The 26018-nt window shown below is 53.3% G+C and carries 21 protein-coding genes; 2 read left to right on the forward strand and 19 right to left on the reverse strand.

Annotated features, from left to right (window positions below):
- Nucleotides 1-169 precede the first annotated feature (169 nt).
- The 11 genes from KKG35_11135 to mazG all read right to left on the reverse strand — a co-directional run bounded on the left by KKG35_11135 (nt 170) and on the right by mazG (nt 16503).
- Nucleotides 170-4780: a LamG domain-containing protein gene (locus KKG35_11135; GenBank protein ID MBU1738680.1), complete on the reverse strand. Its 4611-nt coding sequence runs from the start codon at nt 4778-4780 to the stop codon at nt 170-172.
- 315 nt (nt 4781-5095) lie between these two features.
- Entirely contained in the window at nt 5096-6037 is a 942-nt protein-coding gene (gene dusB, locus KKG35_11140; GenBank protein ID MBU1738681.1) for a tRNA dihydrouridine synthase DusB, read from the reverse strand.
- A gap of 302 nt (nt 6038-6339) precedes the next feature.
- A complete protein-coding gene (gene tkt / locus KKG35_11145; protein ID MBU1738682.1) occupies nt 6340-8334 on the reverse strand; it encodes a transketolase in 1995 nt (664 codons plus the stop codon).
- 50 nt (nt 8335-8384) lie between these two features.
- Nucleotides 8385-8930, reverse strand: a complete 546-nt coding sequence (locus KKG35_11150; GenBank protein MBU1738683.1) for a hypothetical protein — start codon at nt 8928-8930, stop codon at nt 8385-8387.
- Between the two features lie 2 nt (nt 8931-8932).
- A complete protein-coding gene (gene leuS / locus KKG35_11155) occupies nt 8933-11428 on the reverse strand; it encodes a leucine--tRNA ligase (protein ID MBU1738684.1) in 2496 nt (831 codons plus the stop codon).
- A gap of 19 nt (nt 11429-11447) precedes the next feature.
- Entirely contained in the window at nt 11448-12815 is a 1368-nt protein-coding gene (dnaB, locus tag KKG35_11160) for a replicative DNA helicase (GenBank protein ID MBU1738685.1), read from the reverse strand.
- A gap of 416 nt (nt 12816-13231) precedes the next feature.
- Entirely contained in the window at nt 13232-13696 is a 465-nt protein-coding gene (rplI, locus tag KKG35_11165) for a 50S ribosomal protein L9 (protein MBU1738686.1), read from the reverse strand.
- 40 nt (nt 13697-13736) lie between these two features.
- Entirely contained in the window at nt 13737-14714 is a 978-nt protein-coding gene (locus tag KKG35_11170; GenBank protein MBU1738687.1) for a YybS family protein, read from the reverse strand.
- 23 nt (nt 14715-14737) lie between these two features.
- Nucleotides 14738-15004, reverse strand: a complete 267-nt coding sequence (gene rpsR, locus KKG35_11175) for a 30S ribosomal protein S18 (protein ID MBU1738688.1) — start codon at nt 15002-15004, stop codon at nt 14738-14740.
- A gap of 73 nt (nt 15005-15077) precedes the next feature.
- A complete protein-coding gene (gene rpsF, locus KKG35_11180; GenBank protein MBU1738689.1) occupies nt 15078-15476 on the reverse strand; it encodes a 30S ribosomal protein S6 in 399 nt (132 codons plus the stop codon).
- A 232-nt stretch (nt 15477-15708) separates the two neighbouring features.
- The gene (gene mazG, locus KKG35_11185; GenBank protein MBU1738690.1) at nt 15709-16503 is read right to left on the reverse strand and encodes a nucleoside triphosphate pyrophosphohydrolase; all 795 of its coding nucleotides are present in this window, start codon (nt 16501-16503) and stop codon (nt 15709-15711) included.
- Nucleotides 16504-16859: 356 nt separating this feature from the next.
- Here mazG and KKG35_11190 point away from each other — a divergent pair, with 356 nt between their 5' ends.
- Nucleotides 16860-17291 (forward strand): AP2 domain-containing protein, encoded by a 432-nt coding sequence (locus KKG35_11190; GenBank protein MBU1738691.1) that lies wholly within the window; start codon nt 16860-16862, stop codon nt 17289-17291.
- A gap of 38 nt (nt 17292-17329) precedes the next feature.
- Here the strand turns inward: KKG35_11190 and KKG35_11195 are convergent, their stop codons facing one another.
- Nucleotides 17330-18022 carry an HAD family hydrolase gene (locus tag KKG35_11195; protein MBU1738692.1) on the reverse strand — a complete coding sequence of 231 codons (693 nt, stop codon included), beginning with the start codon at nt 18020-18022 and terminating at the stop codon, nt 17330-17332.
- Between the two features lie 90 nt (nt 18023-18112).
- Entirely contained in the window at nt 18113-18595 is a 483-nt protein-coding gene (locus KKG35_11200; GenBank protein MBU1738693.1) for a response regulator transcription factor, read from the reverse strand.
- Nucleotides 18596-19182: 587 nt separating this feature from the next.
- On the opposite strand from KKG35_11200, the gene KKG35_11205 reads away from it, so the two are divergent.
- Entirely contained in the window at nt 19183-20112 is a 930-nt protein-coding gene (locus KKG35_11205; GenBank protein ID MBU1738694.1) for a manganese-dependent inorganic pyrophosphatase, read from the forward strand.
- 81 nt (nt 20113-20193) lie between these two features.
- Here the strand turns inward: KKG35_11205 and KKG35_11210 are convergent, their stop codons facing one another.
- From KKG35_11210 to KKG35_11235, 6 genes are all read right to left on the reverse strand, one after another.
- The gene (locus KKG35_11210; GenBank protein MBU1738695.1) at nt 20194-21606 is read right to left on the reverse strand and encodes a hypothetical protein; all 1413 of its coding nucleotides are present in this window, start codon (nt 21604-21606) and stop codon (nt 20194-20196) included.
- 12 nt (nt 21607-21618) lie between these two features.
- Nucleotides 21619-21801, reverse strand: a complete 183-nt coding sequence (locus tag KKG35_11215) for a hypothetical protein (protein MBU1738696.1) — start codon at nt 21799-21801, stop codon at nt 21619-21621.
- A complete protein-coding gene (locus KKG35_11220) occupies nt 21798-23156 on the reverse strand; it encodes a replication-associated recombination protein A (GenBank protein MBU1738697.1) in 1359 nt (452 codons plus the stop codon). Before KKG35_11220 ends, KKG35_11215 begins: the two co-directional genes overlap by 4 nt.
- 238 nt (nt 23157-23394) lie before the next feature.
- Nucleotides 23395-23817: a polymer-forming cytoskeletal protein gene (locus KKG35_11225; GenBank protein MBU1738698.1), complete on the reverse strand. Its 423-nt coding sequence runs from the start codon at nt 23815-23817 to the stop codon at nt 23395-23397.
- Nucleotides 23818-23881: 64 nt separating this feature from the next.
- Nucleotides 23882-24763 (reverse strand): M23 family metallopeptidase, encoded by an 882-nt coding sequence (locus KKG35_11230; protein ID MBU1738699.1) that lies wholly within the window; start codon nt 24761-24763, stop codon nt 23882-23884.
- 316 nt (nt 24764-25079) lie between these two features.
- A complete protein-coding gene (locus KKG35_11235; protein MBU1738700.1) occupies nt 25080-25892 on the reverse strand; it encodes a protein phosphatase 2C domain-containing protein in 813 nt (270 codons plus the stop codon).
- Nucleotides 25893-26018: the final 126 nt, after the last annotated feature.

The following is a 26018-nucleotide window of genomic DNA, read 5'->3' on the forward strand; positions in this document are numbered from 1 at the left end:
AGAATGGAAATAAATTTCTTCACTCTTCACTCTTCACTCTTCACTCTTCACTCTTCACTCTTCACTCTTCACTCTTCACTCTTCACTCTTCACTCTTCACTCTTCACTCTTCACTCTTCACTCTTCACTCTTCACTCTTCACTCTTCACTCTTCACTGGTGGCCACTGGTCACCTCACAATCTCCCGCCAGTTGATGATCCGGTCATTGCCGCGGTAGATGCCGAAAAATGCTTCAACGGCGAGATCATCCAGCCAGAGCGGGAAGTCGTAGTTGAGGTCAACCGAGCCCCCGGCTGGAGCCGGATCGGCAGTGGGCCATAATGACAGGTTGCCGATGCCGCTTGAGGTCGTGATCGGACTTACGGGGCTGCCGGTGACGGTGATGGTGCCGTTCGGGGTGATCAGGTAAGTAAAACCTGTGCAGCTGTCGCTGGTATTGGTGACCCAGGCGGGGGAGCTGTCGTAATATTCAACCGCTATCGGCATCACCAATGGATTGGCCGCGGTTGCCGTTTCCGGGCCGTAGGCGTTCCCGGCCGTTGAGCGGCCGTGCCGCAGATTGGCCCCGGTGATCCCGGCCCGGGTAAAGGGCAGGCAGCCGGCGCCGAAGCAGACTCCATCGCTGTCGGTAAATTGCGCTGGGTCTGCGGCGAGATCAATGGCGGCGGCAAAGGGCTGGACCGGTGCGGTAACGGCCGGACGGGCATAGCTGAGGCTGTCCGCGACGGTCACGGATATTGAGCCGTTGCAGTCGGTCGTCTCTCCAGCAGCAGGGCTTGCGGTACCGTTTGCCGGGGTGAGAGCAGGTCCGGCCCCGGAGGAATCGGCAAAGGTGTAATTCAGGGTATATGGATCGGGCAGCTTCCAGAAACTGCCGCAGTCATAGTTGCGGGTGGTTGCGCCAACGCTGTTCCTGGCGGTGATGGTCAGGACCGGGTTCACCGTAAAGTTGAGAGGCTGACCGAGGTAGGTGTATCCTCCGACGAGGCATGAGTCGGCAAGAGTCGGCGGGTCGGGTGCAAGGCTTACATTAAAATCTGCCGGGGAGAAACGGCCTACATGACCGGATCTGCCTGTTACGCTGCCGGCGCCCAGATAATTGTTGTCGGTCAGATTGGCTATCAGTTCGATGATCCCGACCTCGTCATAACGGACGTTACCGGATGAAGTTCCGTTGGTAAAACCGGTCACCGTCGGAGTCCCGGCCAGGGCTGGATCATTTCCGCCGCCGGGCAGGAAGAGCAGAGATGAGAGTGTTACGTCTTCAGAGGTTGTTTCCTGTCCGAAATTTAATGCCGCGGTGTTGTCGGCCAGATCAGCATTGTTGGCCGGGTCTGTATCACCATGATTATCCGGGACACCGTCATTATCGGTGTCATCTGCTGCCTGCCAGAGAACGGCGCGGACATCTGCCTGGAAAAGAGTTCCTGCTGCGGTGTACAAATTCCCTGCCGCCGTGGTTGCGCCAGGATTGCCTGCGGCGGAAACATCAAACCCGAAAGGTCGGGCCACAAAGTTGTTGCCGGTTCCGACCATCAGATTGCCCGAGGGTGGTCCGCTGCCGAACGGGATGTCGTAACGGGCGTGGAGCTGAAGTTGTCCCACTTCCGGATAGGTCAGGATAAATGTGGCCGTGGTATCGGTGTTATTGCCGAAGTCGAGTGAGACTCCGGTATAGCTGGCGACCGCTCCGCTGTTATTGGCGGCTATGTCAGTGCCGTTGATGTTTACCAGGTTGGCGGTACAGGTGGGAGGATTAATGCATTCAAAGGCGAGATCGATGGTATTGGCATTGACCAGGGCGGCTTCACATTGGCCGGTATCATCACTGGTCCGGATCGCCTCCAGTTCAAGAGTCTGGTTGCCCGGCGCAATGTTGGAAGCCTTGCCGCCGATCTGATTGCCGATGGCATTGATTACACCTCCTGCCAGAAAATTAAAACCGGCCTCGGCAAAAGCGAGGTCTGCATCCTCAGCCGCCTGGGCTGAACCGGTCAGTTCGGTAGCTGAACCATCGGTCACATTGATGTTGGTGTTTTCAACAAAGGTGTCTTTTAACCCCAGCACCACAGCTCCTGATTCCGTGCCGTCAAAGGTATAGGTCCCGTCACCATCTCCGGAGTTGACAAGATTGGCCGGATTGCCGCTGATGACCGACCAGTCCCCATGGCCGGTGCTGGTGGATAAGGTGATGAGACCGGTATGGGCAGCGATTACCCCATGGGCTGAATCGTGGGCGCTGAAGGTTACCGGTTCCGCCTGGCAGTTGATCCCGTTCCCGTCATGAAGGATTTCGTAATGGTCAACCCCGGCACAGACGGGAGGCGCCGAGGCGGCGATTTCGATGTTGTCGAAATAGACGATGTCGTTATTTGACAAAGTTGACGAACTTAAGAACCTGATACGGGTGTTGGCGGCTATATACAAGCTGATATCATAGGAAAATGATTGATATGCTGCATCATTTCCCGGCCCCGCAAAGCGGCCGCCGGGCAATTCCGTCCACGAGCCGCCGCCGTCTCCTGAGGCATATACCGCCACATAGTCGCTGGCGCCGTCCAGGCCGTTTCTGCGGTAGTCAAAGCTGAGGATGGCGGTTGTGAACAGGGAGAGGTCCGCTTCCCGCTGCACTCCTTCACCTGAACCGTCGTTGTCTTTAACCTGCAGTGAATAGTTGTTGCCGAGATCGGTGACCACCTGCTCATCGCCATTGGTCGGGCCGTCGTTTTCCGATATTTCCAGCCAGTTTGTGGCCCAATTGGCGCTGCCGTCGTTATTGGTATAGGCCCTGAGGTCAAAGTTGTCGGCAAAGGTTTCAGAAAGGCTCCCGGAAAAAACCAGGTCGTTGTCTTCGGCCGGGTCTTCACTTGCAGTCCCGTCGGTGACATTGATATTCAAGGATTCGCTGAAGGTATTCAGCAGGCCGAGGACCACAACGCCTGATTCGCTGCCGTCAAAGGTGTAACTGCCGCTGCCGCCGCCACTATTAACAAGGCCTGCAGGCGTACCGGTTATAACAGACCAGTCTCCATGGCCGGTGGAAGTGGTGAGGTTGATGGTTCCGGTATAGGTGGTCTCGGTGCCATGCAGGTCATTATGTTTGGTAATAGTGATCCTTTCAGCTGAGCAGTTATCGGCGCTGCCGTCATGGGAGATGGCGAAGTGGCCGCTGGAAATACATGGATGGGTCTGGAGCATGACCTGATTGATTTCGGCAGCGCTCAATACTCTGGTATACACCCTTGCTTCGTCTATGCTGCCGTCAAACCGCCAGTTGGTTGTGGATTCACTGTTGCCGTCCACCTCACCGCCGATTGCCGCAAGACCAGGGTCTGTGCCCCAGGTACCGGTGTAGGCCGGAGAATCCTGTACCTGGAGAACTCCGTCCACATAGATACGCCTTACCTTGGCGGCTGCATCATGAACTGCCGTGACAAACTGCCAGGAACCGGTTGTGATGACGGTCGGGCTGTCGAGGCTGACTGGATTGATGTTTCTGGAAAATAAGCGCAACTGTCCATTGCTGTTGTCACCCAGACTGAATGCAAACCCCCCTGAATTTCCGGCGTCATCGACGAAAATGCGCTGGTCTTTATCGATGCGCGTGGGGTTGATCCAGGCGGTAATCGTGAAATCGGTATTGAGGTTCGGGAAGCCCGGGAGTTCGATGTAATCATTCGTGCCGTCGAAAACGCCGTAGCGGCAGGTGCCGGGATTTCCGGAAATAGCCGGGGTTGTAATGTCGGTAAAGGCGCCATTTACCGCCCGGCCATGATAACTGCCCGGCTGCTGGTCAACTACCTCGTTTGCCGTGCCGTTCCAGGTTGCCTCGTCCATCTGCCACCAGGCGGCAAGTCCGGTCAGGACTTCCGAACTGCAGACGGTCATTGCCGCATTTTTGCCGCTGTAATAAACCGAACCGGTGGAGGAGAGCCAGACGTCTTTGAGGTCTTCCGTTCCCTGAGCCAGTTCCTGCCAGGAGGTGCCGTTGTAATACATGACCACCCCGTTGTTGCCGGCACTATATATCTGTCCGGTTGAAGTTGATCCGTAGATACCGTTGAGTTCATGGGTGGCGGTGGCCACCGATGAGCAGGATGAACCGTTGTACAGATAAATGCTGCCGTTTTTACCGGAAAGAATGACATTGCCGGAGGCGTCAATCCAGAGATCTTTGAAATCATCGCTGCTGGCAGCATCGCAGAGAGTGGTATTGCTCCATGTCCCGGCACTCCGGTTGAAGATAAAGAGTTCCCCTCTCTGGCTGAGCACATACACCAGAGCGGAAGTGCCCCAGACTTTTACCAGATTGTCGCTGGGGTTGAGGCCTGGAACCGCAGCCGCGACATCGACCCAGGCGGTCCCGTCATATCGAAGCAGGGTGGCGTTCTTGCCTACCGCATATGCTTCAGTGGCGGACAGGGCCCAGATTCCGTCGATGTCGTGGACTTCTGTTGAAGTCACTGAGCTCCAGATCGTGCCGTTGAATGAAAGAATGGTGCCATGGTCTCCCACGGCGAAGCCTGTGCCGTCAGGGAGCAGAAAAATGTCGCGCAAGGCTCTGACGGTCGGTGAACTCATCTGGGTCCAGGAAGTGCCGTCGAAAATAAAGATATTGCCATTAAGGCCAACGGCAATGACGTTGTAGTCGGAAGTGCCGGATATCCCCTCAAAGTCGTTGCCGCCGGGAAGAGTGGTGGTTGTACAGGTAAGGGCTGCGAATGATTGGGAGACATTGAAGAGCAACAAGAAAGCCAGGAATGGTGTTTGAAACTTCATGTTCTTCCCCGGTGAAGGAATGGATGAAAATTGGTTTTTTTAAGATGCTACAGCATTAATTTATCACAGTCCTGCCGGTACATTCAAAATTATCAGGATGAATATTGACCTTTATAGAAGTGTTGCATATGAAAACAGTCAAGTCGACAAATTGATCACATGAAATACTTCTTAAAATTCCTTTAAGGAGGGCTGGACTTCCGGCAATTTTATGGAGATCGAGTTACGGGCAAGGAAAGAGTTCTGTAAGATGGGAAATGCCAGCCAGCTTGAGTTTCCAGTGATCGTTCAACTATCGGGGATCGTGGTCGCGGTTTAACCGTTCTGATCGAGCAGTGATTGGATAAGGTGTTTAAGTTCGGCAAAGCTTTTTGTGGCGTAGATCTTTTCCCTGATCGATTTTCCATGCAGGACTCCCTTGAAATACTTGCCTGCGTGGTTTTTCATTTTGCCGAGGATGGATTCGGTCGGCTGATACTGCTCCACCAGTTCAAGGTGGCGGGAGAGGGCTTTCAGCCGGAAATGCAGGGAGGGCAGGGGGTTGGTTTTTGCCGAAAAGATCCAGGGGGCGCCCAGGGCGGCCCGGCCGATCATCACCCCGTCGCAGCCGGTCTCGGAGAGCATTTTCAGCCCGTCGTCATGGCACAGGATGTCACCGTTGCCGATGACCGGGATTGAAGTGGCTTCCTTGACCTTGCCGATCATCTCCCAGTCTACAACACCTGAGAAGCCGTCGGTCCAGGTCCTGGCGTGCAGGGTGAGAGCGCTTGCTCCGGCCTCCGCCACCATCTGCGCGAATTCCACCGCCACGATCTCGTGGTGGCTCCAGCCGGTCCTGGTCTTGACCGTTACCGGATGCTTGCTGTTGGCGCAGACTGATCGTATGATCTCTTCGGCGATCTTCGGTTGCCGGATGAGAGAGGCCCCGGCTCCTTTCTTGATCACCTTTTTCACCGGGCAGCCCATGTTAATATCAATGATATCAACAGGATACTCGGAGAGAATTGCAGCCGCCTCCCCCATGACCCCGGGTTCCCCGCCGAAAAGCTGCATGGCCACCGGCCTTTCTGCCGAGACGGTCTGCAGCATGTCGATGGTGTTCTGCTGGCGGTAGACCAGGCCGTGGCAGCTGATCATCTCCGAATAGCAGAGGGCGGCCCCGTATTCCCGGCAGAGCCGGCGAAAAGGCAGATCGGTGTATCCGGCCAGCGGGGCGAGGATGAACGGGTTTTCCAGGGTGAGGTTTTGGATTTTCATGAAAGCTGATATCTGTTTTGTTCATTTTCTTTGCTTGCCCAAAGAAAACGAACCAAAAGAAAAGGCACCCGGCCACTTGTCCCGCCAAGGGCGGGATATCCTGTGCTCCTCGAACCTGCCGGGAGTTTGAAAACTCGCCCCGCTGAAGCGGGTCTCAAACAGTTCAAACTCCTTAATCGGCAGTTTCTGCGGTGCTCGGCTGCGTGACATGGGGAAGGAAATACAGAAAGTTTTGTCTAAGCCCCCTATCAGGGGGGCTTTCTGATTCATCCACTATGCTGGAGGAGAAGCTCTTAACTTAATCAGATAAGTGCTTCGATTTTGTCGACGATGTTTTCGGTGGTGAAACCGAAATATTTAAACAGTTCATCGGCGGGGGCCGATTCGCCGAAGGTGTCGATGCCGACCACGTCGCCGTTTAAGCCGACATACTTGCGCCAGAAGTCGGAAACGCCCGCTTCCACGGCAACCCTGGCCGTAACTGCAGCGGGAAGGACCGATTCGCGGTAGGCAGCGTCCTGGCGGTCAAAGGTGTCGGTGCTGGGCATCGAGACCACCCTGATCTTTTTCCCTTTTTCCTGCAGCATTGCCGCCGCCGCCATGGCGAGTTCCACCTCGGAGCCGGTGGCGATGAGGATCGCGTCCGGGATCTTACAGCCGCAGTCATGGAGGATGTAGCCGCCTTTGGCGATATTGGCGAGCTGTTCACCGGTTCGCACATGGTGGGGCAGATTCTGGCGGGAAAACATCATGCTGGTGGGGCCGTTTTTCCTTTCGATGGCAGCTTTCCAGGCCACCGCCGACTCGACAGCGTCGCAGGGTCGCCAGACACTCATGTTGGGGATCATCCGAATGGTTGCGGTCTGCTCCACCGCCTGATGGGTCGGGCCGTCTTCACCGAGACCGATAGAGTCGTGGGTGAAGACCAGGATATTCTGAATTTTCATCAGGGCCGCCATCCGCAAGGCGTTTCTGGCGTACTCGGAGAACATCAGGAAGGTGGAACAATATGGCATGAATCCGCCATAGAGGGCAAGACCGTTGCAGATGGCCGCCATACCGAATTCGCGGACCCCGAAGTAGATGTAGTTGCCTGCCGGGTCAACGTTCACGCCCTTGCTGCCCTTCCAGATGGTGAGGTTCGAGCCGGCAAGATCCGCCGAGCCGCCGATCAGTTCGGGAAGCGCCGGGCCATAGCCGTTCAGGCAGTTCTGGGAGGCCTTCCTGGTTGCCACCTTCTCGGCCGCCTCGTTGACTGCATTGACGTACCGGTTTGCCTTGCTCTCCCAGTCTGCTGGCAGGTCGCCACTCATCCGCCTGGTGAATTCGGCGGCCAGTTCCGGATACTCTTTGCGGTATGCGGCGAATTTCTCATTCCAGGCGGTTTCAAGATCAGCGCCGGACTTTCTGGCATCCCAGCCCGCATAGATTTCAGCGGGCACCACAAAGGGAGGGTGCTCCCAGCCCAGGGCCTTTCTGGTGAGTGCGATTTCGTCGTCCCCGAGCGGGGCGCCGTGGCAATCTTCCTTGCCCTGCTTGTTGGGGGAACCGTAACCGATGATGGTCTTGCAGCAGATCAGGCTCGGCTTGTCGGTGACTTTCCGCGCCTCGGCAATCGCTTTTTTGATCGCTTCGGGGTTGTGCCCGTCGACCTTGTCGATCACATGCCATCCATAGGAGGTGAAGCGCTGCGGGGTGTTGTCGGTGAACCAGCCTTCGACTTCGCCGTCGATCGAGATGCCGTTATCGTCATAGATGGCGATCAGGTTGCCGAGTTTCAGGGTGCCGGCGAGCGAACACGCCTCGTGGGAGATTCCTTCCATCATGCAGCCGTCACCCATGAACACATAGGTGAAGTGATCGATGAGATCATGGCCGGGACGATTGAACTGGGCGGCCAGTGTTCTTTCACCAAGGGCCATGCCGACCGCGTTGGCGATCCCCTGGCCCAGCGGGCCGGTGGTGGTTTCCACCCCCGGAGCGTAGCCGTATTCCGGGTGGCCCGGCGTTTTGGAATGGAGCTGACGGAAATTTTTGATTTCATCAATCGAGAGGTCATAACCGCTTAAGTGGAGCAGGGAGTAGATCAGCATCGAGCCGTGGCCGTTGGAGAGCACGAAGCGGTCACGGTTGGGCCATTTCGGGTTGGTCGGATTGTGTTTTAGAAAGTCGTTCCAGAGGACTTCGGCGATGTCGGCCATGCCCAGCGGGGCGCCGGGATGTCCTGATTTGGCTTTCTGGACGGCGTCCATGCTTAAGGCTCTGATGGCATTGGCTAGATCTTTACGGGAAACCATGGTTCTCCTCTTGAAGTTGATAGTGTTGCCGGGCGTTTCCGCCTCAATTTTTATTTCTGATAACCGGTCAGGGTGTAAAATACTTCCAGGTAAATCTGTTCACCGATCGCGTTCGCAATGGTCGCCAGGGCAACCTCCTTGTTGCTGCGGGTCCTGACACTGTCACTCGCAACACTGTAGGAGGCCTCCCTGACCGCATTCTGGGAGGTCTTGACCTTTTCCCCGGTTTTACGCCTGACCAGTTGGTAGCTGGTTGTGACCCTCGCCTTCAGGGTGGTCGCCCGGTCGTTACCGGAAAAGGCGGTGGCCGGCAGATCGATGGAATCGATGGAGCCGCTTAAAATATAATCGGCGTCATCCCTGTAGGCGGTCAGGGTGATATGCTTTGATTCCTGCAGCCAGTCACCGATTCTCTGCAAAATTGCCCCATCGAACCCCAGTTCATTGGTGTTGTTCTTCCAGACGCTGACATATACGGTCGCGTTTTCGCTGCTGTCCGCGTTACTTTTGCCATAGGGGCTTTGATAGCCGCAGCCTGTGAGCAGGAGCAGGAGGAGTGCCGGAAGAACCGTGCGGCGGAATGAAGCCTGCTGCATGATCAGGTCGCCACGATGTTGACGAGTTTGCCGGGGACCACGATCACCTTGCGGACGGTTTTCCCTTCAATGAATTTGATGACCTTCTCATCGGCCATCGCCTGTTCTTTCACAGCCTCATCAGCGATGTCGACCGCGACCTGCAATCTGCTTCTGACCTTGCCGTTGACCTGGACGACAACGGTGATTTCATCGTCTTTTGCCGCTTCCGGATCAAAAGAGGGCCATTCTGCGGTATCAAGGGGGGTCGGGTGTCCGGTTGCCTGCCAGAGTTCCTCGCAGAGATGAGGGGTCATCGGGTAGAGAAGCAGGATCGTTGCCTCTACCGCTTCTTTGATGACCGCGGGCTCGATATCTTCTTTTGCCTCCTCACCGGTTAAGGAAAAGAGCAGGTTGGTGAGTTCCATCACCGCGCTGATCGCGGTGTTGAAATGGAACCGGGTCTCGATATCAGTGCCGACCTTGCGGATCGTCTGGTGGGTTTTCCGGTGCAGGGAACGGCTGCTTTCGTTCAGGGTTGCGATATCGACCGCCCGGTCGGTTGCCAGCTTTTCCAGGTTTGCCATCACATAGCGGAACACTCTGAACAGGAAGCGGGAAGATCCGTCAACGCCCTGATCGTTCCATTCCAGGTCCTTGTCGGGCGGGGCGGCAAAGAGGCTGAAGAGCCGGACCGTATCGGCTCCGTACCTGCTGATCAACTCATTGGGGTCGACGACATTGCCCTTGGACTTCGACATTTTGGAGCCGTCTTTGATGACCATCCCCTGGGTGAGCAGGTTGGTGAACGGCTCGTCAATGGTCAGATAGCCCATATCACGCAGGATCTTGGTGAAGAATCGGGCATAGAGCAGATGGAGGATCGCGTGTTCGACCCCGCCGATGTATTGGTCGACCGGGAGCCAGTAGTCGACATCTTCCTTGCGGAGAGGTGCGTCGTCAAGCCTGGGGCAGCAGTAGCGGGCGAAATACCAGGAGGATTCGACAAAGGTGTCCATGGTATCCGTTTCACGACGGGCAACACCGCCGCAGGCCGGGCAGCTGGTGCGGTAGAATTCTTCCAGGGTATGAAGCGGGGATTTGCCGGTCGGGTCGATGGTGACCTTGTCGGGCAGGACGATGGGTAAGGATTCGACCGGTGCGGGCTGAACGCCGCATTTTTCACAGTTGATCATCGGAATCGGATTGCCCCAGTAACGCTGACGGGAAATACCCCAGTCGTGCAAACGGTAGTTGGTCTGCCCCTTGCCGAGTCCTTTTTCCTCCGCATGGGCGATAATGGCCCCTTTGGCCTCCTCGCTTTTCATGCCGGTAAACACGCCGGAAGCGGTCAGGACACCCTGATCGGTGTATGCTTCGCGCATCTCGGCGGCGACCAGTGTTTTTTCCGGCGGATTGATCACAACCTTGATCGGAATCTCATACTTCCCGGCAAATTCAAAGTCCCGCTGGTCGTGGGCGGGAACGGCCATGACTGCACCGGTGCCGTATTCCATGAGGACGAAGTTGGCCACATAGATCGGCACCTCTTCACCGTTGAAGGGGTTCGTGCAGTAGCGGCCGGTGAAGACGCCTTCTTTTTCCATCTCATGGTCGTCTTTCTGAGCCTGTTTGGCGGCAACGGTCTTTTCGACGAAAGCCGCAACCGCTGCTTCCTGCCCGGTGTTTCTGGTGAGTTCCGGAACCAGTGGGTGTTCTGGGGCAAGAGACATGAAGGTCACACCGAAGATCGTATCGGGCCGGGTGGTGAAGATCGGCAGGCTCCCTTCGAGGTCGGCAAGGGGGAAGTTGACCTCGACCCCGACTGATTTGCCGATCCAGTTTCGCTGCATGGTCAGCACCTTTTCCGGCCAGCCGGTCAGGTTGTCGCATTCGGCGAGGAGTTCTTCGGTGTAGTCGGTGATCTTGAAGAACCATCCGTTCATCTGCCGCGGCTGGACCAGGCTGTCGCAACGCCAGCACTGGCCGTCGATCACCTGTTCATTGGCCAGAACGGTCTGGCAGTCTTCACACCAGTTGACGGTGGTGACCTTCTGGTAGACCAGCCCTTTTTCGTAGAGTTTGATGAAAAAAAGCTGCTCCCAGCGGTAATAGTCGGGTTTGCAGGTTGCAAGCTCGCGGTCCCAGTCGTAGGAGAATCCCATGCGCTGGAGCTGGTTTTTCATGTAATCAATGTTTTCGTAGGTCCACTTGGCCGGATGGGTCGAATTCTTGATGGCCGCGTTTTCCGCAGGCAGCCCGAAGGCGTCCCAGCCCATCGGGTGAAGAACATTGAATCCCTTCATTCTCTTGTAGCGGGCGACCACATCGCCGATGGTGTAGTTGCGGACGTGGCCCATGTGAATTCTGCCGGACGGGTAGGGGAACATTTCCAGCAGGTAATATTTTTCCCGGTCGGGATCGGCGTGAACCCTGAAGGTTTTTTCGTCAAGCCATTTGGTGCGCCATTTCGCTTCAATGGCGGCAAAGTCGTATCTGATGTTCTGGTCTGTTGCCATTACTGGTTTTCCTTAATAATCAGCCGTTTGGATAATCCTGATGGGCAAGATTTTCAAAAGTGGTTATGTGGTCGAGAAAGGCAAGTCTGACGGTGCCGGTCGGGCCGTTCCGCTGCTTGCCGAGGATCAGCTCGGCAACGCCGCGATTGGGATTGTCTTCCGCCTTGTTATACACTTCGTCACGATAGATAAAACAGATCAGGTCGGCGTCCTGCTCAATGGCGCCCGACTCCCTGAGGTCCGAGAGCTGGGGGCGTTTGTTCGGCCGGTTCTCAAGGCTTCTGTTCAGCTGGGAAAGGGCGATTACCGGGACCTGCAGCTCCTTGGCCATCGCCTTGAGGGATCTTGATATCTCACTGATCTCCTGCTCCCGCCTTTCCGTTGAGGCGCGGCCTCGCATCAGCTGGAGGTAATCGACCACGATCAGGCCGATATCGTGCTCGGTCTTCATCCGCCTGGCCTTGGCGCGAATTTCGAGCACGGTAATGGCCGGGGTGTCGTCGATATAGACCGGGGCTTCCGAAAGTATGCCGGTTGCCCGGGCAAGTTTCGGCCAGTCGCTGTCTTTGACGTGGCCGGTTCTTAGATTATGGGAGTCTACCCGGCTGATCGAGCAGAGCATTCTCATGCCCAGTTGCTCCTTCGACATTTCAAGGCTGAAAACCCCCACCGGGACCTTGTTTAAAATGGCCGCATTCTGGACCATGTTCATCGCCAGAGCGGTCTTGCCCATACTGGGGCGGCCGGCCAGGATTATCAGGTCGGAAGGCTGGAGGCCTGCGGTCATCCGGTCGAAGTCGTCAAAACCGGACGGAACCCCGGTGATCATCTCCTTGCGCTCGGAGAGTTTTTCAATCATCTTGAAGGCGTCGTTGACAACCGAGTTGATCTGGTAGAACGACTGGCTGCTCTTGGCGCGGGAGATTTCAAAGATGGTCTGCTCTGTTTCATCGAGCAGGAGATCGATGTCATCCTGTTCTTCATAACAGCGGCCGGCGATGGAGGTGGTGGTGGAGATCAGCTGGCGCAAGATCGATTTCGTCCGGACAATCTTGGCATAATAGCTGATGTTGGCAGCCACCGGCACGATGTCGGTCAGTTCGGCCAGATAGCCTGGGCCGCCGACCTTGTCCAGATTGTTCTCGTCCCTCAGGATGTTCGAAATGGTGACGAGATCCTGGGGCTCGGTCCGGTCGAAGAGCTTGAGCATGGCTGAGAAAATCAGCTTGTGCTCCGGCCGGTAGAAATCTTCAGCGGAAAGGGATTCGACGGCCCTGACCATGGTGCCCTGCTGGAGAAGAATCGAACCGAGGACGCATTGCTCCGCCTCGATATTCTGAGGGGGCAGACGGTGAATTGTCGCAGTCTGTTTTTTGGCCGGTTCCATGGGCGTCAGAATGTGGTCCGAAACTTTAATGGCCTCGTAAAAAGTCGAAATCGACCAATTCGGCCAACGATATATAATAAAAGTTGAGTAGTGCCGTCCATCGTTCTCGCGGTTCTTTGCGAGATCGACAAACTTGAGATAATTAGTCTTCGAGAAGTAGGTTAACTTATTAAAATTAGCGGCCCTCGTCCACTAATATTTTCCCCCGCCGGATTTGCCGGGGGAAAAGCGTTGCTGCTTGAGATCCCTTTGCCGGAAAGGGTTTTCGGCAGTACGGGCGGGTTGGCTGCTCTGCAGTTGTGTTAATGGGCATTAAAAAAACCCCGGGTGCCTTGGGCAGGCAACCGGGGTTGTAAATCATTCCTGTACTGGTACGGTAATTGTGAAAAAGGGGCGGCTTCAATAAACCGACAGGTTTATGCCTCTTCTTCGCTTTTTACCAAAGGCACGACCTGTACTTTCACCTCGGCGTTGGTCTGGTATCCGACTTTGATCGAAACCATGTATTCGCCGAGGGTCTTGATCGGTTCATCAAGGTTGATTTTCTTTTTGTCGACGGTGATGCCGAGGGACGCGAGCTTGTCGGCGATATCCGAGCTGGTTACCGATCCGAAGAGCTTGTCTTCATCCCCGGCCCGCTGTTCAATAATAACAGTGGTGCCGGTGATTTTTTTGGCCATGGATTCGGCGTCACTTTTCATTGCCAGCTTACGGGCCTCGATGACCTCTTTCTCTTTTTCGAGAATGGCCAGGTTCGATTTTGTAGCCGCAACGGCTTTGCCTTGGGGCAGCAAGTAATTCCGGCCGTAACCATCTTTGACTTTGACGATATCGCCTTCCTCGCCGAGGGTGTCGATTGTTGTTTTAAGTATGAGTTCCATTTTCTATTCCTCCTCACGGATTATAACGGGGTGAGTCTCTTTATTTATCATTCTCTTCAGGAGAGATCGGCTTTTCCTTGCCGAAATCAACCCAGATGTCTGCTACACCAAGAAAAGCCAGCATGATCACTCCGTATGCCTGCACCAGGATCAGCAAGTATACCAGAACTTTCAACGCTGTCGGTACCGACCACTTGTGGAGCAGGGTGCCCAGTACCGCTATACCCTGGAAAAGGTAAAGGGTTCCGGCCGCAAACAAGAGGTTCAGGCCAAGGACCTTGAAAAACTCCACCGGGAGCAGGAAGGTGATCCCGGCGGCTATTACAGTTACGACCATCTGCTCCGGCAGTCGCCATTCCCTGAAGGGCGGCCAGGGCAGATTTGTTCTGCTGAAGCGATGAAGCAACCACTGACCGAGAAGCAGGTTGCAAAAGATCGAGTTCAGCATCGTGATAAAAAGCAGCCCCGGCATAATTCCCGGCAGCAATTTCCGCAGCTGGTCAAAGGTCGTTTGCAACTGGGCGACATGTTCCGCCGAAAGTTCCGAACTGGCGATAATGGCCTGACCGGCTGCGGCTACACTTCCATCCACCGTGGTCAGGATCTCCTGATACAGACCGACCTGATGGGTTACCCCATGGATTACCGACCAGATAAGCCATCCAACCAGAAGTGCGGCGAGGCCCTTCATGCCGGTTTTGACCGGGCTGTTCCCCATGAAGGCGGATCTTGCCATGGAGTAGCCTGTCGGCAGCAATATAAAGGTGAAAACAAGCGCTGCGGCAGTTCCAGTAATCGCAGCAACCGCCCCGGTCAGAACAAGCGCTGCCGCCAGGGTGTTTATCCCCTTTGCATAACCGGAATCATACAGGTAGTAAAACACCGGCAATGGTGAAAAAAGCTGCATCCATAATAACCCCGGCACGATGACCGGAAATGTCCAGACTGATGCGGCCACTGCCGTTCCGGATAAGCTGATATCCAGTTTTGAGAACAAGCTGCCCTGCCGGTCAGCCATGAAACACCCGGTCTGAAATAATATTAAAAATGGGTTGCGCCTGAATAGGGCAGCAACGCTATCTGCCGGGCCCGCTTGATCGCCTCGGTAAGCTGTCTCTGGTGCTTGGCGCAATTGCCATAGATCCGCCTGGGGATAATCTTGCCCATTTCAGTGACAAAATTCTTTAAGGTGCGGGTCTCTTTGTAGTCTATGACAAGGTTTGTGTCGGCACAGAAGCGGCATACTTTTTTGCGGGTAAATGTCCGTTTCTTTTTTCTATATACAGGTTTTTTTGCAGTACGATTCATATTGAGTACCTCCGAAATAGTTATATCCAGTTCCTATGAGTTCATAACGGGGAGAGATCAGATTCACAGATCTTTATGCATCGTCTTCGTCGTCTGAATCATCATCGTCATCGGCCAGGATTTTGCTCACCGGGGGAGCCGGTGGCCCGCTTATTTCGAGGTCGTCTTCCGGAAGGTGGGTGTAGACATCCTGAAGTTTGACGGTCAGGTATTTCATGACCCGGTCATCGATGCGCAGGAGTCTCTCCATTTCAGCAACAGCTTCCGGTGTGCCGGAATACAGCAGGTAGAGATAGTAGCCCTGTTTTTCTTTCTGGATCAGGTAGGCGAGGGTTTTAACCCCCCATTTGTCGACTCTGATGGTGGCGCCGCCGTCGGCTTCGATATTGCCAACGGCACGATCGAGCACGGCCTGGTTTTCATCATCGCCCAGGGTGGGTTTCAGGATAATAATTGTTTCGTATCTTCTCATGTGTTCTCCTTGTGGACTGTTGGAAGATTCGGCCCCGGCCTGCTGGTAAGAATTAACAGGATCCGGAGCAAGGAGTTATGTTGCCGCCTCCCGTGAGGCGAAAAAAATAAGAGGTCTTGATAACATGACCGGGTTGGGGTGTCAACAGTTTTCACTCTGTCGGTGAGGGGTTGCGAGGAAGAGGCGCAACCCGGAGGATGTTTTTTTGCGGCAGAGGTAATGGAGGGACTTTTTAAAGCTTGTCTTTCTTGGCCATTTCCCAGAAACGTTTCATTTCGGTGATGTCGAGGTCTTCAATGGAGTGCCCCTCGTTACCGGCGATTTCGCTCATACGGGTGTAGCGGCGGATAAATTTATCGGTGGCTCCCTGCATGACCGACTCTGAATCAAGGTTGTTCTTGCGGGCCACGTTGACCAGCGTGAAAAAGACATCGCCTATCTCGTCTTCAATGGCCTGCCGGTCACCACCGGTGACAGCCTCTTTGAGTTCGAGAATCTCTTCATCAAGTTTATCGATCACGCCCTGCAGGTCGGGCCACTCAAAGCCGCTGCTTACCGCTCTGTTCGAGACCCGTTGCGCGCGGAGGAGGGCCGGCAGGCTTTTCGGAAAGCTGAAGATGCCTTTTTCCGTTGAGTTTTTTTCTTTTCTTTCCTCTTCTTTGATCAGGTTCCAGTTCTTGCGGAATTCCTTGTCGGAATTGTACTGGGTATCACCGAAAACATGGGGGTGCCGACGCACCATTTTTTCGCAGATGGACCTGATGGAATCCGCCACGGAGAACAACTCCTTTTCTTCGAAGAGATTGCCGAGAAAGAGGAGCTGAAACAATACGTCGCCAAGTTCCTCCTTGATATGTTCGTGGTCGGCACTGGAAATCGCTTCCAGCAGTTCGTGCATCTCTTCTATCAGGTAAGGGGAGAAGGAGTCAACGGTCTGTTTCTGGTCCCAGGGGCAACCGCCTGGTGCTCTTAGTTTATTAATAATAATTATTAGTTTGCCAAATTCTTCCGTAGTTCTTAAAATCATAACAATTGGCCTTTTAGGTGTTTTTCATCCTTACGAGTCCGGAGCAGGGTATGAAAAACAAAATAAAACAAAAAAAAGAAAAATTAATTTGATGTAAGTCAAAAAATAATAATAGAATTTATCGTATCATAACAGATGGAGTGCTGAAGCCGGGGAACAGGATCGCGTGTTCCCAACCTTTGAACCTGAGTTATGCAGCATGTCTGTTCGTACCGATGTGAGCCTGCGAGACATCGAGACTGATACCCGAAGGGTGAAAGATCGGGATATCAAAACGTTGTAGCGGTCATGAGGGTGCCCCCACTGTCCCGTTGATTATTCCAATCGGGGCTTTTCTTTAAACAAGGAGCCAGCAAATGTCAAAGAAAATACTGCTTGAAAAACACAAGGATGTAGCAAGGATCGACCAGGAGTCAAAGAGGACTCATGGCTGGTATGTGCGGGTGAGGTTTCTTGGCAAGACCCACTCAAAGTTTTTTTCAGACAAAAAGAACGGCGGTCGTTATTCGAGCCTTCTCGCAGCGCTGTCATGGCGTGATAAAAAAGAAGCCGAACTTGGCAAGCAGCGGACCGACAAACATGTGGTGACCGTCAGCAACACCTCAACTGGTGTTGTGGGGGTCAGGCTGAATGACAAGCTGCACCGTTATGAAGTCAGCTGGGTCAACAAGGAAGGCAAGCAGGGCAAGACCTCGGTCTCGATTTCACGGCATGGCAAGAAAAAAGCCTTTGAACGGGCCTGCACCATCCGAAAGAAAAAAGAGTCCGAAAGGCTTTCTTCATCATAATGCGGTTCTCTCTGTCTCAGATGTCGTTGCTCCAGATCTCATAAAGCGGACAGAGTTGTTCGTCGCCCGATGAGGGGGATCAGATCTTGTGGATGACTGATGATATAATCCGCACCATGTTCAAGCAGTTCGTCCCGGTCTCTGAACCCCCAGAGAACACCAACGGCGACCATGCCAGCTCCTTTAGCGGTTTGCATGTCGGTTGCGGTATCACCGAGGTAGAGAACGCTCTCCGCCGGTAAGGCAAGGTTTTCGGCGCTCTTGATCGCCCCGGCGGGATCTGGTTTCAGGGGTAAGAGTTCTGTGGCCCCGATCACGGAGTTGAATTCCCACTGCTGCAGGAAATGCTCATAAAAAGCCCTGGTGAAATTGTCCGGCTTGTTTGAAAAAATGGCGAGGCGGATCCTCTCACCGGCCAGATAATTCAATAGTTCCGGGATTCCTTCATACAACCTGCTTTTTCGGTTCCATCTTCCATTATATATGAGGCGCATTTCCTCCATACATGCTTCAACCAGGGTTGCGTCTGCGGAGTGGACGGCCGGTAGGGTCCGGGTCACGAGCTTCATCAGGCCGTCGCCAACATGATACCGGTAGGAGTCCACGGGATGGGTCGGGAACCCTCGGGCGGTCAGAACTTCGTTCATTGAGTCGGCGAGGTCTTCAAGACTGTCGACCAGAGTACCGTCAAGATCAAAAAGGACACCCCTGGTTTGTTTTAAATCAGGCATGGCGAGAGATAGAAGGGAAGGGTTTTAGGAAAGAGTATGCTTGTCGCATGCCGCTTTAGCTGGTGGAAAGCAGGGCATCGTTATCTGGAGTCAGTTTTTCCCGCTCAAGGCCAGTTCTATTATACGTCTGCCGACGTCCAACCGGGCTCGGAGCACCGCAGGTTTGCTCGGTTTCACAAGATAGTCGTCAGCTCCCCCGTCGAGGGCCATGATCTGCTCTTCAATGGATTTTCTGGCGCTGAACATGATGATATAAATGTATTTTCCTGCAGGGCGGCTTCTGATCCTCTGGCAGACCTGCATGCCGCTCAGTCCCGGCAGGTTCCAGTCGAGTATTGATAATCTTAAGTCCGGATGCTCGTCAAGAATTTTGACCGCATCATCACCGGTTTCCGCTTCAATCCCTTCATATCCCCATTTGTCGAGGAAGTTGTGCAGGCTTTTCCTGATCACCGGGTTGTCTTCAGCGAGGAGTACTTTCGGTCTGTTGCCGGATAATTTTTTCCCGGCGCCGGAGTCGACAGCATCTTTGCACCCTTCGGGTATAAGTCTCGATGTCTCACAAGTTCGCATATCGGTACGAGCAGACGAGCTGCTCAACTCAGCTTTATCTGCAGCAGGAGTTTCCTGGTCTGTGATTTTTTCATCAGCCATGATCTTCTCAATCCGGATTGAATATTTTAGATCTTGAGCGGGATGGAATCCGAGCAACTTTCCACTACTAATATTTATATCATTAATAAAGCATTGATGGAAATCTAAAAAAAAATTACCGCAGGGAGCTTCAAGCATGGATTGACAAGCTTGGGAGAAAGCTCGTCCGGAGGATTTTTGCCGGGATAGGTCAGCCGGTTGATGCAGTCATCGAAGTATATTTGGTCAGGAAACTTGTACATTATTCCGATGGTTTATTTCAATTTGGTGAATACGTATTTTCTCCTTGACTGAAGTCGGTATTAGCACTAAAATCCCACTTTTTTAATCGGTCAGGCTATGCATTACGGCTGTGTTCGATACCTTCGAGGGAGAGAGAGTTTCTTATTGTCTGTTATTCTTCAACAGGAGCGTTGTAAAGATTATCGGCCGGGTTTTTATCAGATTCAGGTCAGTCTTTTATTAATTGTTATTTTGAGAAACAAATTTACTGGAGGAAATGAACCATGAGTGTAAATGTTGTCGGACATTCCAACCCGGATACTGATTCCGTTGCAGCGGCGATTTCTTATGCCAACTACCTGAAGGCCACCGGAACGGATGCGGTTGCCTGTATGCAGATTGCTGCAGCCGATCTGAACCCGGAATCCAAGGTTGTTCTGGAGAAATTTGGCCTTGCCGCTCCCCAAACCTTGATGGATGCTGCCGGAAAAGATGTTGCCCTTGTAGATTTCAGCGATATTGGACAGGCTCCGGCGAATATCGGCAGCGCCAACGTTGTCGGCATTGTCGACCACCACAAGATTGGTGACATCACCACAAACGGCCCGATCTTTTTCTATGCCAAACCAGTTGGCTGTACCTGCACCGTTCTTTTTGAGATGTACAAAAACAACAAAGTTGATCTTCCTAAAAATATCGCAGGCGCCATGCTCTGCGCCATTCTGAGCGATACCGTCAATTTCAAATCTCCAACCTGTACTCCTGCCGACAAAGCAGCCGTGGCCGAACTTCTTAAAGTGACCGGTGTTAAAGATCAGGACGCGCTGTTCATGGAAATGCTGAAGGCCAAATCTTCAGTTGCCGGAGTGCCGATCAAAGATCTTCTCTTCCGGGACTACAAAGATTTCGACATGAACGGCAAAAAAGTTGGTATCGGCCAGATCGAGCTTGCCAGTCTGGATCAGGTTGCTGATATCCGTGACAATCTGTTCAAGGCAGTTAAGGAAGTGAAGGCTGAGGGTCGTCATTCAGTACTTTTCATGCTGACCGATGTTGTGAAGGAAGGAACAGATCTGATGGTTGTTTCTGATGATCCTGCTCTGATCGAGAAAGCCTTCAACTCCAAAGTAAAAGGTCAGTCAATGTGGGTTGACGGAATGATGAGCCGTAAAAAACAGACTGTACCGCCCCTGCAGAAAGCTTTTGGTTGCTAAGAAACTTTTACATATACATAATCAGTGAAATAAAAAAGCCCCGGACAATATGTCCGGGGCTTTTTTTTTGCATGAGTGTCTTCAGCTTTTTTCGGGTATCGCCGTTGAGCAGTGGAGCTTGTCGAGGTCGCGTTTGAAGTTGAAGTCGTCATCATGATCCGGCACATGGCACTGGGCGCAGGTTTTTGCTGTAACCGGTAAAAGTTTTTTGTCCGTCGGGGCGTTGGCGTGGGCGGTACCGGGTCCGTGGCAAGACTCGCAACCAACATGCTGGAGTTCCGGGGGCAGTCCCGGGGCATTGGCGGCGGCATCTTTGGTCATCCCGGTAACATGGCAGAAAACACATTGCCGGTTGAATTGCTGGTTTTTACTGATCAGGGTCAAGTAGGCCCTTGCGTGTCTGCTGTTCTGCCAGGTTCTGAGCTGGCTCTGGTGGCACTCGCCGCATTTCCGCCAGCCGGTGTAGGCGGTGAAAGAATTGTTAATGCCCGCCTCAGTGCCGTTTTTCGCACGATCACTGGTGGCGAGTTTGATGTTGTTGACTACCTCCAGAACTTTGGGGTCATCGGGCAGGATCTTGTCGATGGCGATAAACTGGTTGCTGAATGTGGATTTTCTGATTCCGGTAGGCGGCTCCTTTTCAATTTCATGTTTCAATGCATCAACTTCCGTCCGGATCTTTACCCGCTGCTCCTCCAGGGCCCGGTATCTGCTCAGCAGTTCCGGCCGGTTCTGGTAGCGGTTGATCTGCCAGTCGAGCCGTTCGAGTTCGCGATGTTTCTCAATGAGTTTTTTCCGGGGATCGGTGTCCCAGATGGTGTTGTTCTCCCAATCAATCTTCATGGCACCGATGTATTTTCCCTGCTTGCCGGTGGCGGTGAGGAGGGTTTTTTCGGCGATCAGTTCGGGAGCAAGGTTGTTGCCGGTTCCGGTGGCCCTGATGATCAGATTGATGTCGGGATAGTTTTTTGTGATCTCCTTGCAGGTCTCCAGCGGAAGATCGGTGAGCAGAACAATGAAGTTGCCGGGATCTTTGATAGATGAGAAAACAGCGGGCAGGGCGGAATCCCAGGAAATAATGGCATTGTCCGGTCCAACTGATTTTTTGCTGTAGGGGTCACCCTGGGTGAGACCGATGATAATGGCATGTTGCGAGCCTGCCTCGATTGTGATGAAGGGTTTGAAAACGGGTTTGCCGTTTTTGTTGCTGATGATGTTGGCGCTCAGCCAAGAGAAGGTGGATTTTTTCTCGATATCCTGAAGGAAATCGAGACCGGCCGCCAGATCTCTGCCGGTAATGCCGACCCCGTCATAGCCCATTAAACTGTAGGACTCGGCAATGCCCTCGGCGGTTATTTTCCCCTGGTCAAGGAGATTTGTCGATACAAGGGGGCTGCTGAACAGGAGCCCTCCGGCATCGAGGGTCAGGGAGGGCAGGGCTGTTTCCTTGCGGAGCTTGTTGTACTGAAATGCTTTCTTGGACAGACCGCCCAATTGCTTGCTTTTTCAGCCGCAGGGTTCGGTTTCGCCATGGACATCGTTTGAGTAAAGGACGAGGAATTGAGCGGATTGGGCCTTGAGCAGCCCAGGCCGCATTGACCAAGAAAAAAGAATCAGCATCATCACCAGGGTGGTGAGGAAGAGGTGCGATCTCCCGAAATAACTTGTAGTGCTGGAATACATGGTCAATTCACTCTCCTTTTCTTTCCGGATTGTTCGGCAGCCTGCTGGCTCAGAATCTTCTGCCATTTGGCCAGTCGGTCGGCGATGATCGCTTCGTGGCCGCGGTTGGTGGGATGATAAAATTTTCTGCCGGAGAGTTCTTCTGGCAGATGTTCCTGGAAAACCACACCTCCCTCATGGTCGTGGGCGTACTTGTATCCCTCGCCGTAGCCAAGGGTTTTCATGAGTTTCGTGGGTGCGTTGCGAATGTGCAGCGGCACCGGCAGGGAGCCGGTACGCCTGATTTCGTCCATCACCTTGTTATAGGCCATGTAGGTGGCGTTGCTTTTGGGGGCGGTTGCCAGGTAGATGACCGCCTGGGCAAGAGCGAGTTCGCCTTCCGGGGTTCCGAGGGTCTGGAAGCTGTCACGGGCACTGATGGTCAGGGTAAGGGCAAGCGGGTCGGCATTGCCGACATCTTCGGAGGCGAACCTGATCAGCCGCCGGGCGATATACAGAGGTTCTTCACCCGAGGCGAGCATTCGACAGAGCCAGTAGAGGGCGCCGTCCGGGTCGCTGTCACGCAGACTTTTGTGAAGGGCGGAAATAAGGTTGTAGTGTTCTTCGCCATTGGCGTCGTATCTGAGACTGCGGTGTTGGATCGCTTCTTCGATGGTGGAGATATCGACCAGCAAGCGACCCTCGGGGTCAGGTTCGGTAATGGAGAGTGCGATGTCCAGGCTGTTCAGAGCGCTTCTGGCATCTCCATCGGATTGTCTGACCAGATGGTCCATGGCCTCATCGGAGAGAATTATTTCCTGGTTTCCGAGCCCTCTGTCGGTATCGGTGAGGGTGCGGACGATTACTTTCCGGATCTCTTCCGGGGTTAACGGATTCAGCACCAGGACCTGGCAGCGTGAGAGCAGGGGGGCGATGATCTGGAACGATGGGTTTTCGGTGGTGGCCCCGATGATGGTCAACAGGCCGCTCTCGACATGGGGAAGAAAGGCATCCTGCTGTGATTTGTTGAACCGGTGGATCTCGTCGACAAAGAGGATGGTGTTCGGCCCTTTGTCATTGAGGAGTGCCTTGGCCTGGCCGACAATTTCCCGCACTTCTTTGATGCCGGAGAGAACGGCCGAGAAAAACACAAAGTTTGCCCCGCACGACCTGGCGAGAATATGGGCGAGAGTGGTTTTGCCGACTCCGGGAGGCCCCCAGAGCATGAGGGAAGGGATTTTCCCGTGGCCGATCAGGCGGCGCAGGAGTTTGTCGGGGCCGAGAAGATGTCCCTGGCCGATGAAATCGTCCAGGTTTTCGGGGCGCATTCTTTCAGCAAGAGGTATGTGGCCCGCCATCTTGTCCATTGTCTGTTCTTTCATGGATTTAGTTGATTATAGGGTAAGCGAAATGTGTCCCCCATTATGGGGCGATGACCCTGCAGCGCAAATTCTTATGCTGTTCATCAAACTGCCGAGGGAAAAATCAAATCTAGCAGAAATGGAATGAAAGTTCAAAGGAAGGGAGTTTCACCGGAAAAAGCTTTTTCGGCACCACGCAGGTAAAGCAGCTCAGGGGAGTGATCCGCCGGAATGATGCAGGATGTGTGTTTCCCGGCGCTCAGGCGCTCTGGGTGTGTGGTAACGGGTGAGGCGAAGGGGTTTCCGATTTCTTTTTGTCCTCGGCACCGCTCGTCTGCAGAAGCTTGACGCTTCTGCTGGTTACCTGTGATTTTATTTCACCATTCAGTACCCCGCCCGATTCAACAGAGAGGTCCGAGGTTTCAAGGCGACCGTTAATGACGCCGTCTTTTTTCAGGTAGACTTTGTTCACCCTGAGATTGCCGTCGATCTGACCATGGCAGACCACAGTGTCGGCGTCGATATCGCCGGTGATGTTTCCTGACTCACTGAGAATGAGATATTCACCGGTGATATTGCCTTCGACATTACCGTCGATTCTGACTTTACTGTTGAAAGTCAGGTCGCCGATGATCGTCATATCCGTGCCGATGATGGAAGTGATGGCATCCGAATTATTCAAGAGTCCGCCTTTGTTTTTGCTGTTAAAAAGAGACATGGATGTTGCCTGGATTTGCGGTTGCTGATCAACCAACTTTGAGAGATATCAGTCTGTTGATGTTCATGAACTTCATCGGATTCACAGGCTGGTCATTGTATCTGATTTCGTAATGGAGGTGCGGGCCGGTGCTTCTGCCGGTATTTCCCACCAGCGAAACAACCTGACCGCGTTCTATGAAATCGTTTTTTCGGACCAGGATCTTCTGATTATGGGCATACATGGTCGAGAAACGGTTGCCATGGTCGATTTTTACATACCAGCCATAGGTTGGGTTGTACCCTCGTTCGATAACCAGACCATCGGCGGTAGCTCTGACTTCGGTGCCGCGCTCGCCGCTGAGGTCAACCCCGTCATGGTATGCGGTTTCGCCATTTAAGGGGTCAGCTCTTCTGCCGTATCCTGATGACATGCGTTTTGCCTGAATCGGGTAGCCGAGTGGAAGAGGGCGAATGGTTTTGATATCGTGATCGACCTTCATGATCAGGGTTTCACATGACTTGTCAAGAACACTTGTGAAAGGACCACCGCTGTCTTCTCCTGCCTTGGATGGTTCATCGGAGGCAGGAACAATATCGAGAGTTGAAAGAATCGAATCAATGACCTGGCTTCTCTGATTGAGTTCCCCATAGGCGCCGGTCAACTGAGCCTTGTTTTTTTCTTCCAGAAAATGGACCTGGTCCTGAAAATGCTTGTTCTCGGTATTGAGAGTGGAAACATTTTCCTGGAGGTCGTTTATGTTGTTCTTGAGACTGAAGTTTTCGATGGAGTATTTGATCCCTGCAGCGGTGGAAACAAGAAAGACGACCAGCAGGGTAAGCAGGCTGTTTTTCAGCAGCCCTTTTGATATGACGAAGGATTTTGCCTGACCCTGTTCACTGGCAATAATGAAATGTAACTTAGGATCCATGCTCAAAGCCTGCCGATAAGATTAACAAGATTCACCCCTGACAATATCAAAACGAGTCAATAAAAACATGGATGTAAAAAAAAGTCAATTCTCAAGAGCTGGATTAGTGTATTCTTGATAATTGTGTAACTTGTTGTAGTTTTGTTTGAAATGTCGAATATATGGATTGTGCTGGCCGGTCCTGCTTATGGATTTAACCTGAAAAGGGGGTGTTTTTGCGGGGAATTTTTCCCGGAGTCCTGTCGAAACCTGTGTTTTTCGGATCGGGAAAATAGAGTGCCTTAAACCTGGAGTAATGAAAGTGTGGGTGGAATCTTCACACCGGTTGTCGGACGAAGACCGCTACTCCGGTGATGTTGTCGGTACCACCGGCGTCATTGGCGTACTTCAGCAGCTGGGTCACTGCATCTTCAGGGGTTTCAGACGAGATCAGGGTGTTGTATATCATCTGGTCGTCAACCATTGACCACAGGCCATCAGAACAGAAGAGAATGCGGTCGTTTTCGGAGATCCTGGCCGAATTGTACTCAGGTGGTTCGGGGAACGGGTAGCCGATCACCCGGGTCACGACATTTCTGGTCGGCAGTGTTTCAAGGAAGTCATGATCACTGCCGAATTCTTTTTGCAGTTCCACCAGGGTAGTGTGATCGGTGGTCAGCTGCTGCAGGCCGTTCCCGGAAGCGATGTAGCATCGGGCATCGCCGACATGACAGGTGTGCAGAGCATCGCTATCAACCAGGCCCAGGACCAGCGTGCAGCCCATACCGTGCAGATTTTCATTTTCAACGGCCATTTTCATCACCATGTCGTTGGCGAACTGAAAACTGCTGATCATCGCATGCCGTATTTCCTGGCTGTTGCCCCGGATGGAATTCAGGGTTTTTTTTGAGAAGTGATTCCGGATTGTTTCGACGGAGAGGCGGCTGGCAACCTCTCCGGCATTATGGCCCCCCATGCCGTCGGCAACGATGAACAGATTGCTGTTGGTGTCGATGCCGAAGTTGTCTTCGTTGTTTTTTCTCACCTGACCGATGTCGGTCTTTCCGCTGGAGATCAGCGGCATTTCAGGGTGGCGGAAGAAACTTTTCAGGAAGTTGAGCATATTTTCAAGAGTGTGCTGCCCCGGCATTCTCCGGGGAGTCGGCCACGGCTTTTTTTTTGGGGCGTATGTGCCTGTTAGTCAGATTACTCTACCTGTTAATTTTCCAAACTTCGAGAAATATTTCCCTTTGCTGAAGCGCTGCGCTTCGCAATC

The organism is Pseudomonadota bacterium, from assembly GCA_018823285.1.
Lineage (GTDB): Bacteria > Desulfobacterota > Desulfobulbia > Desulfobulbales > JAGXFP01 > JAHJIQ01.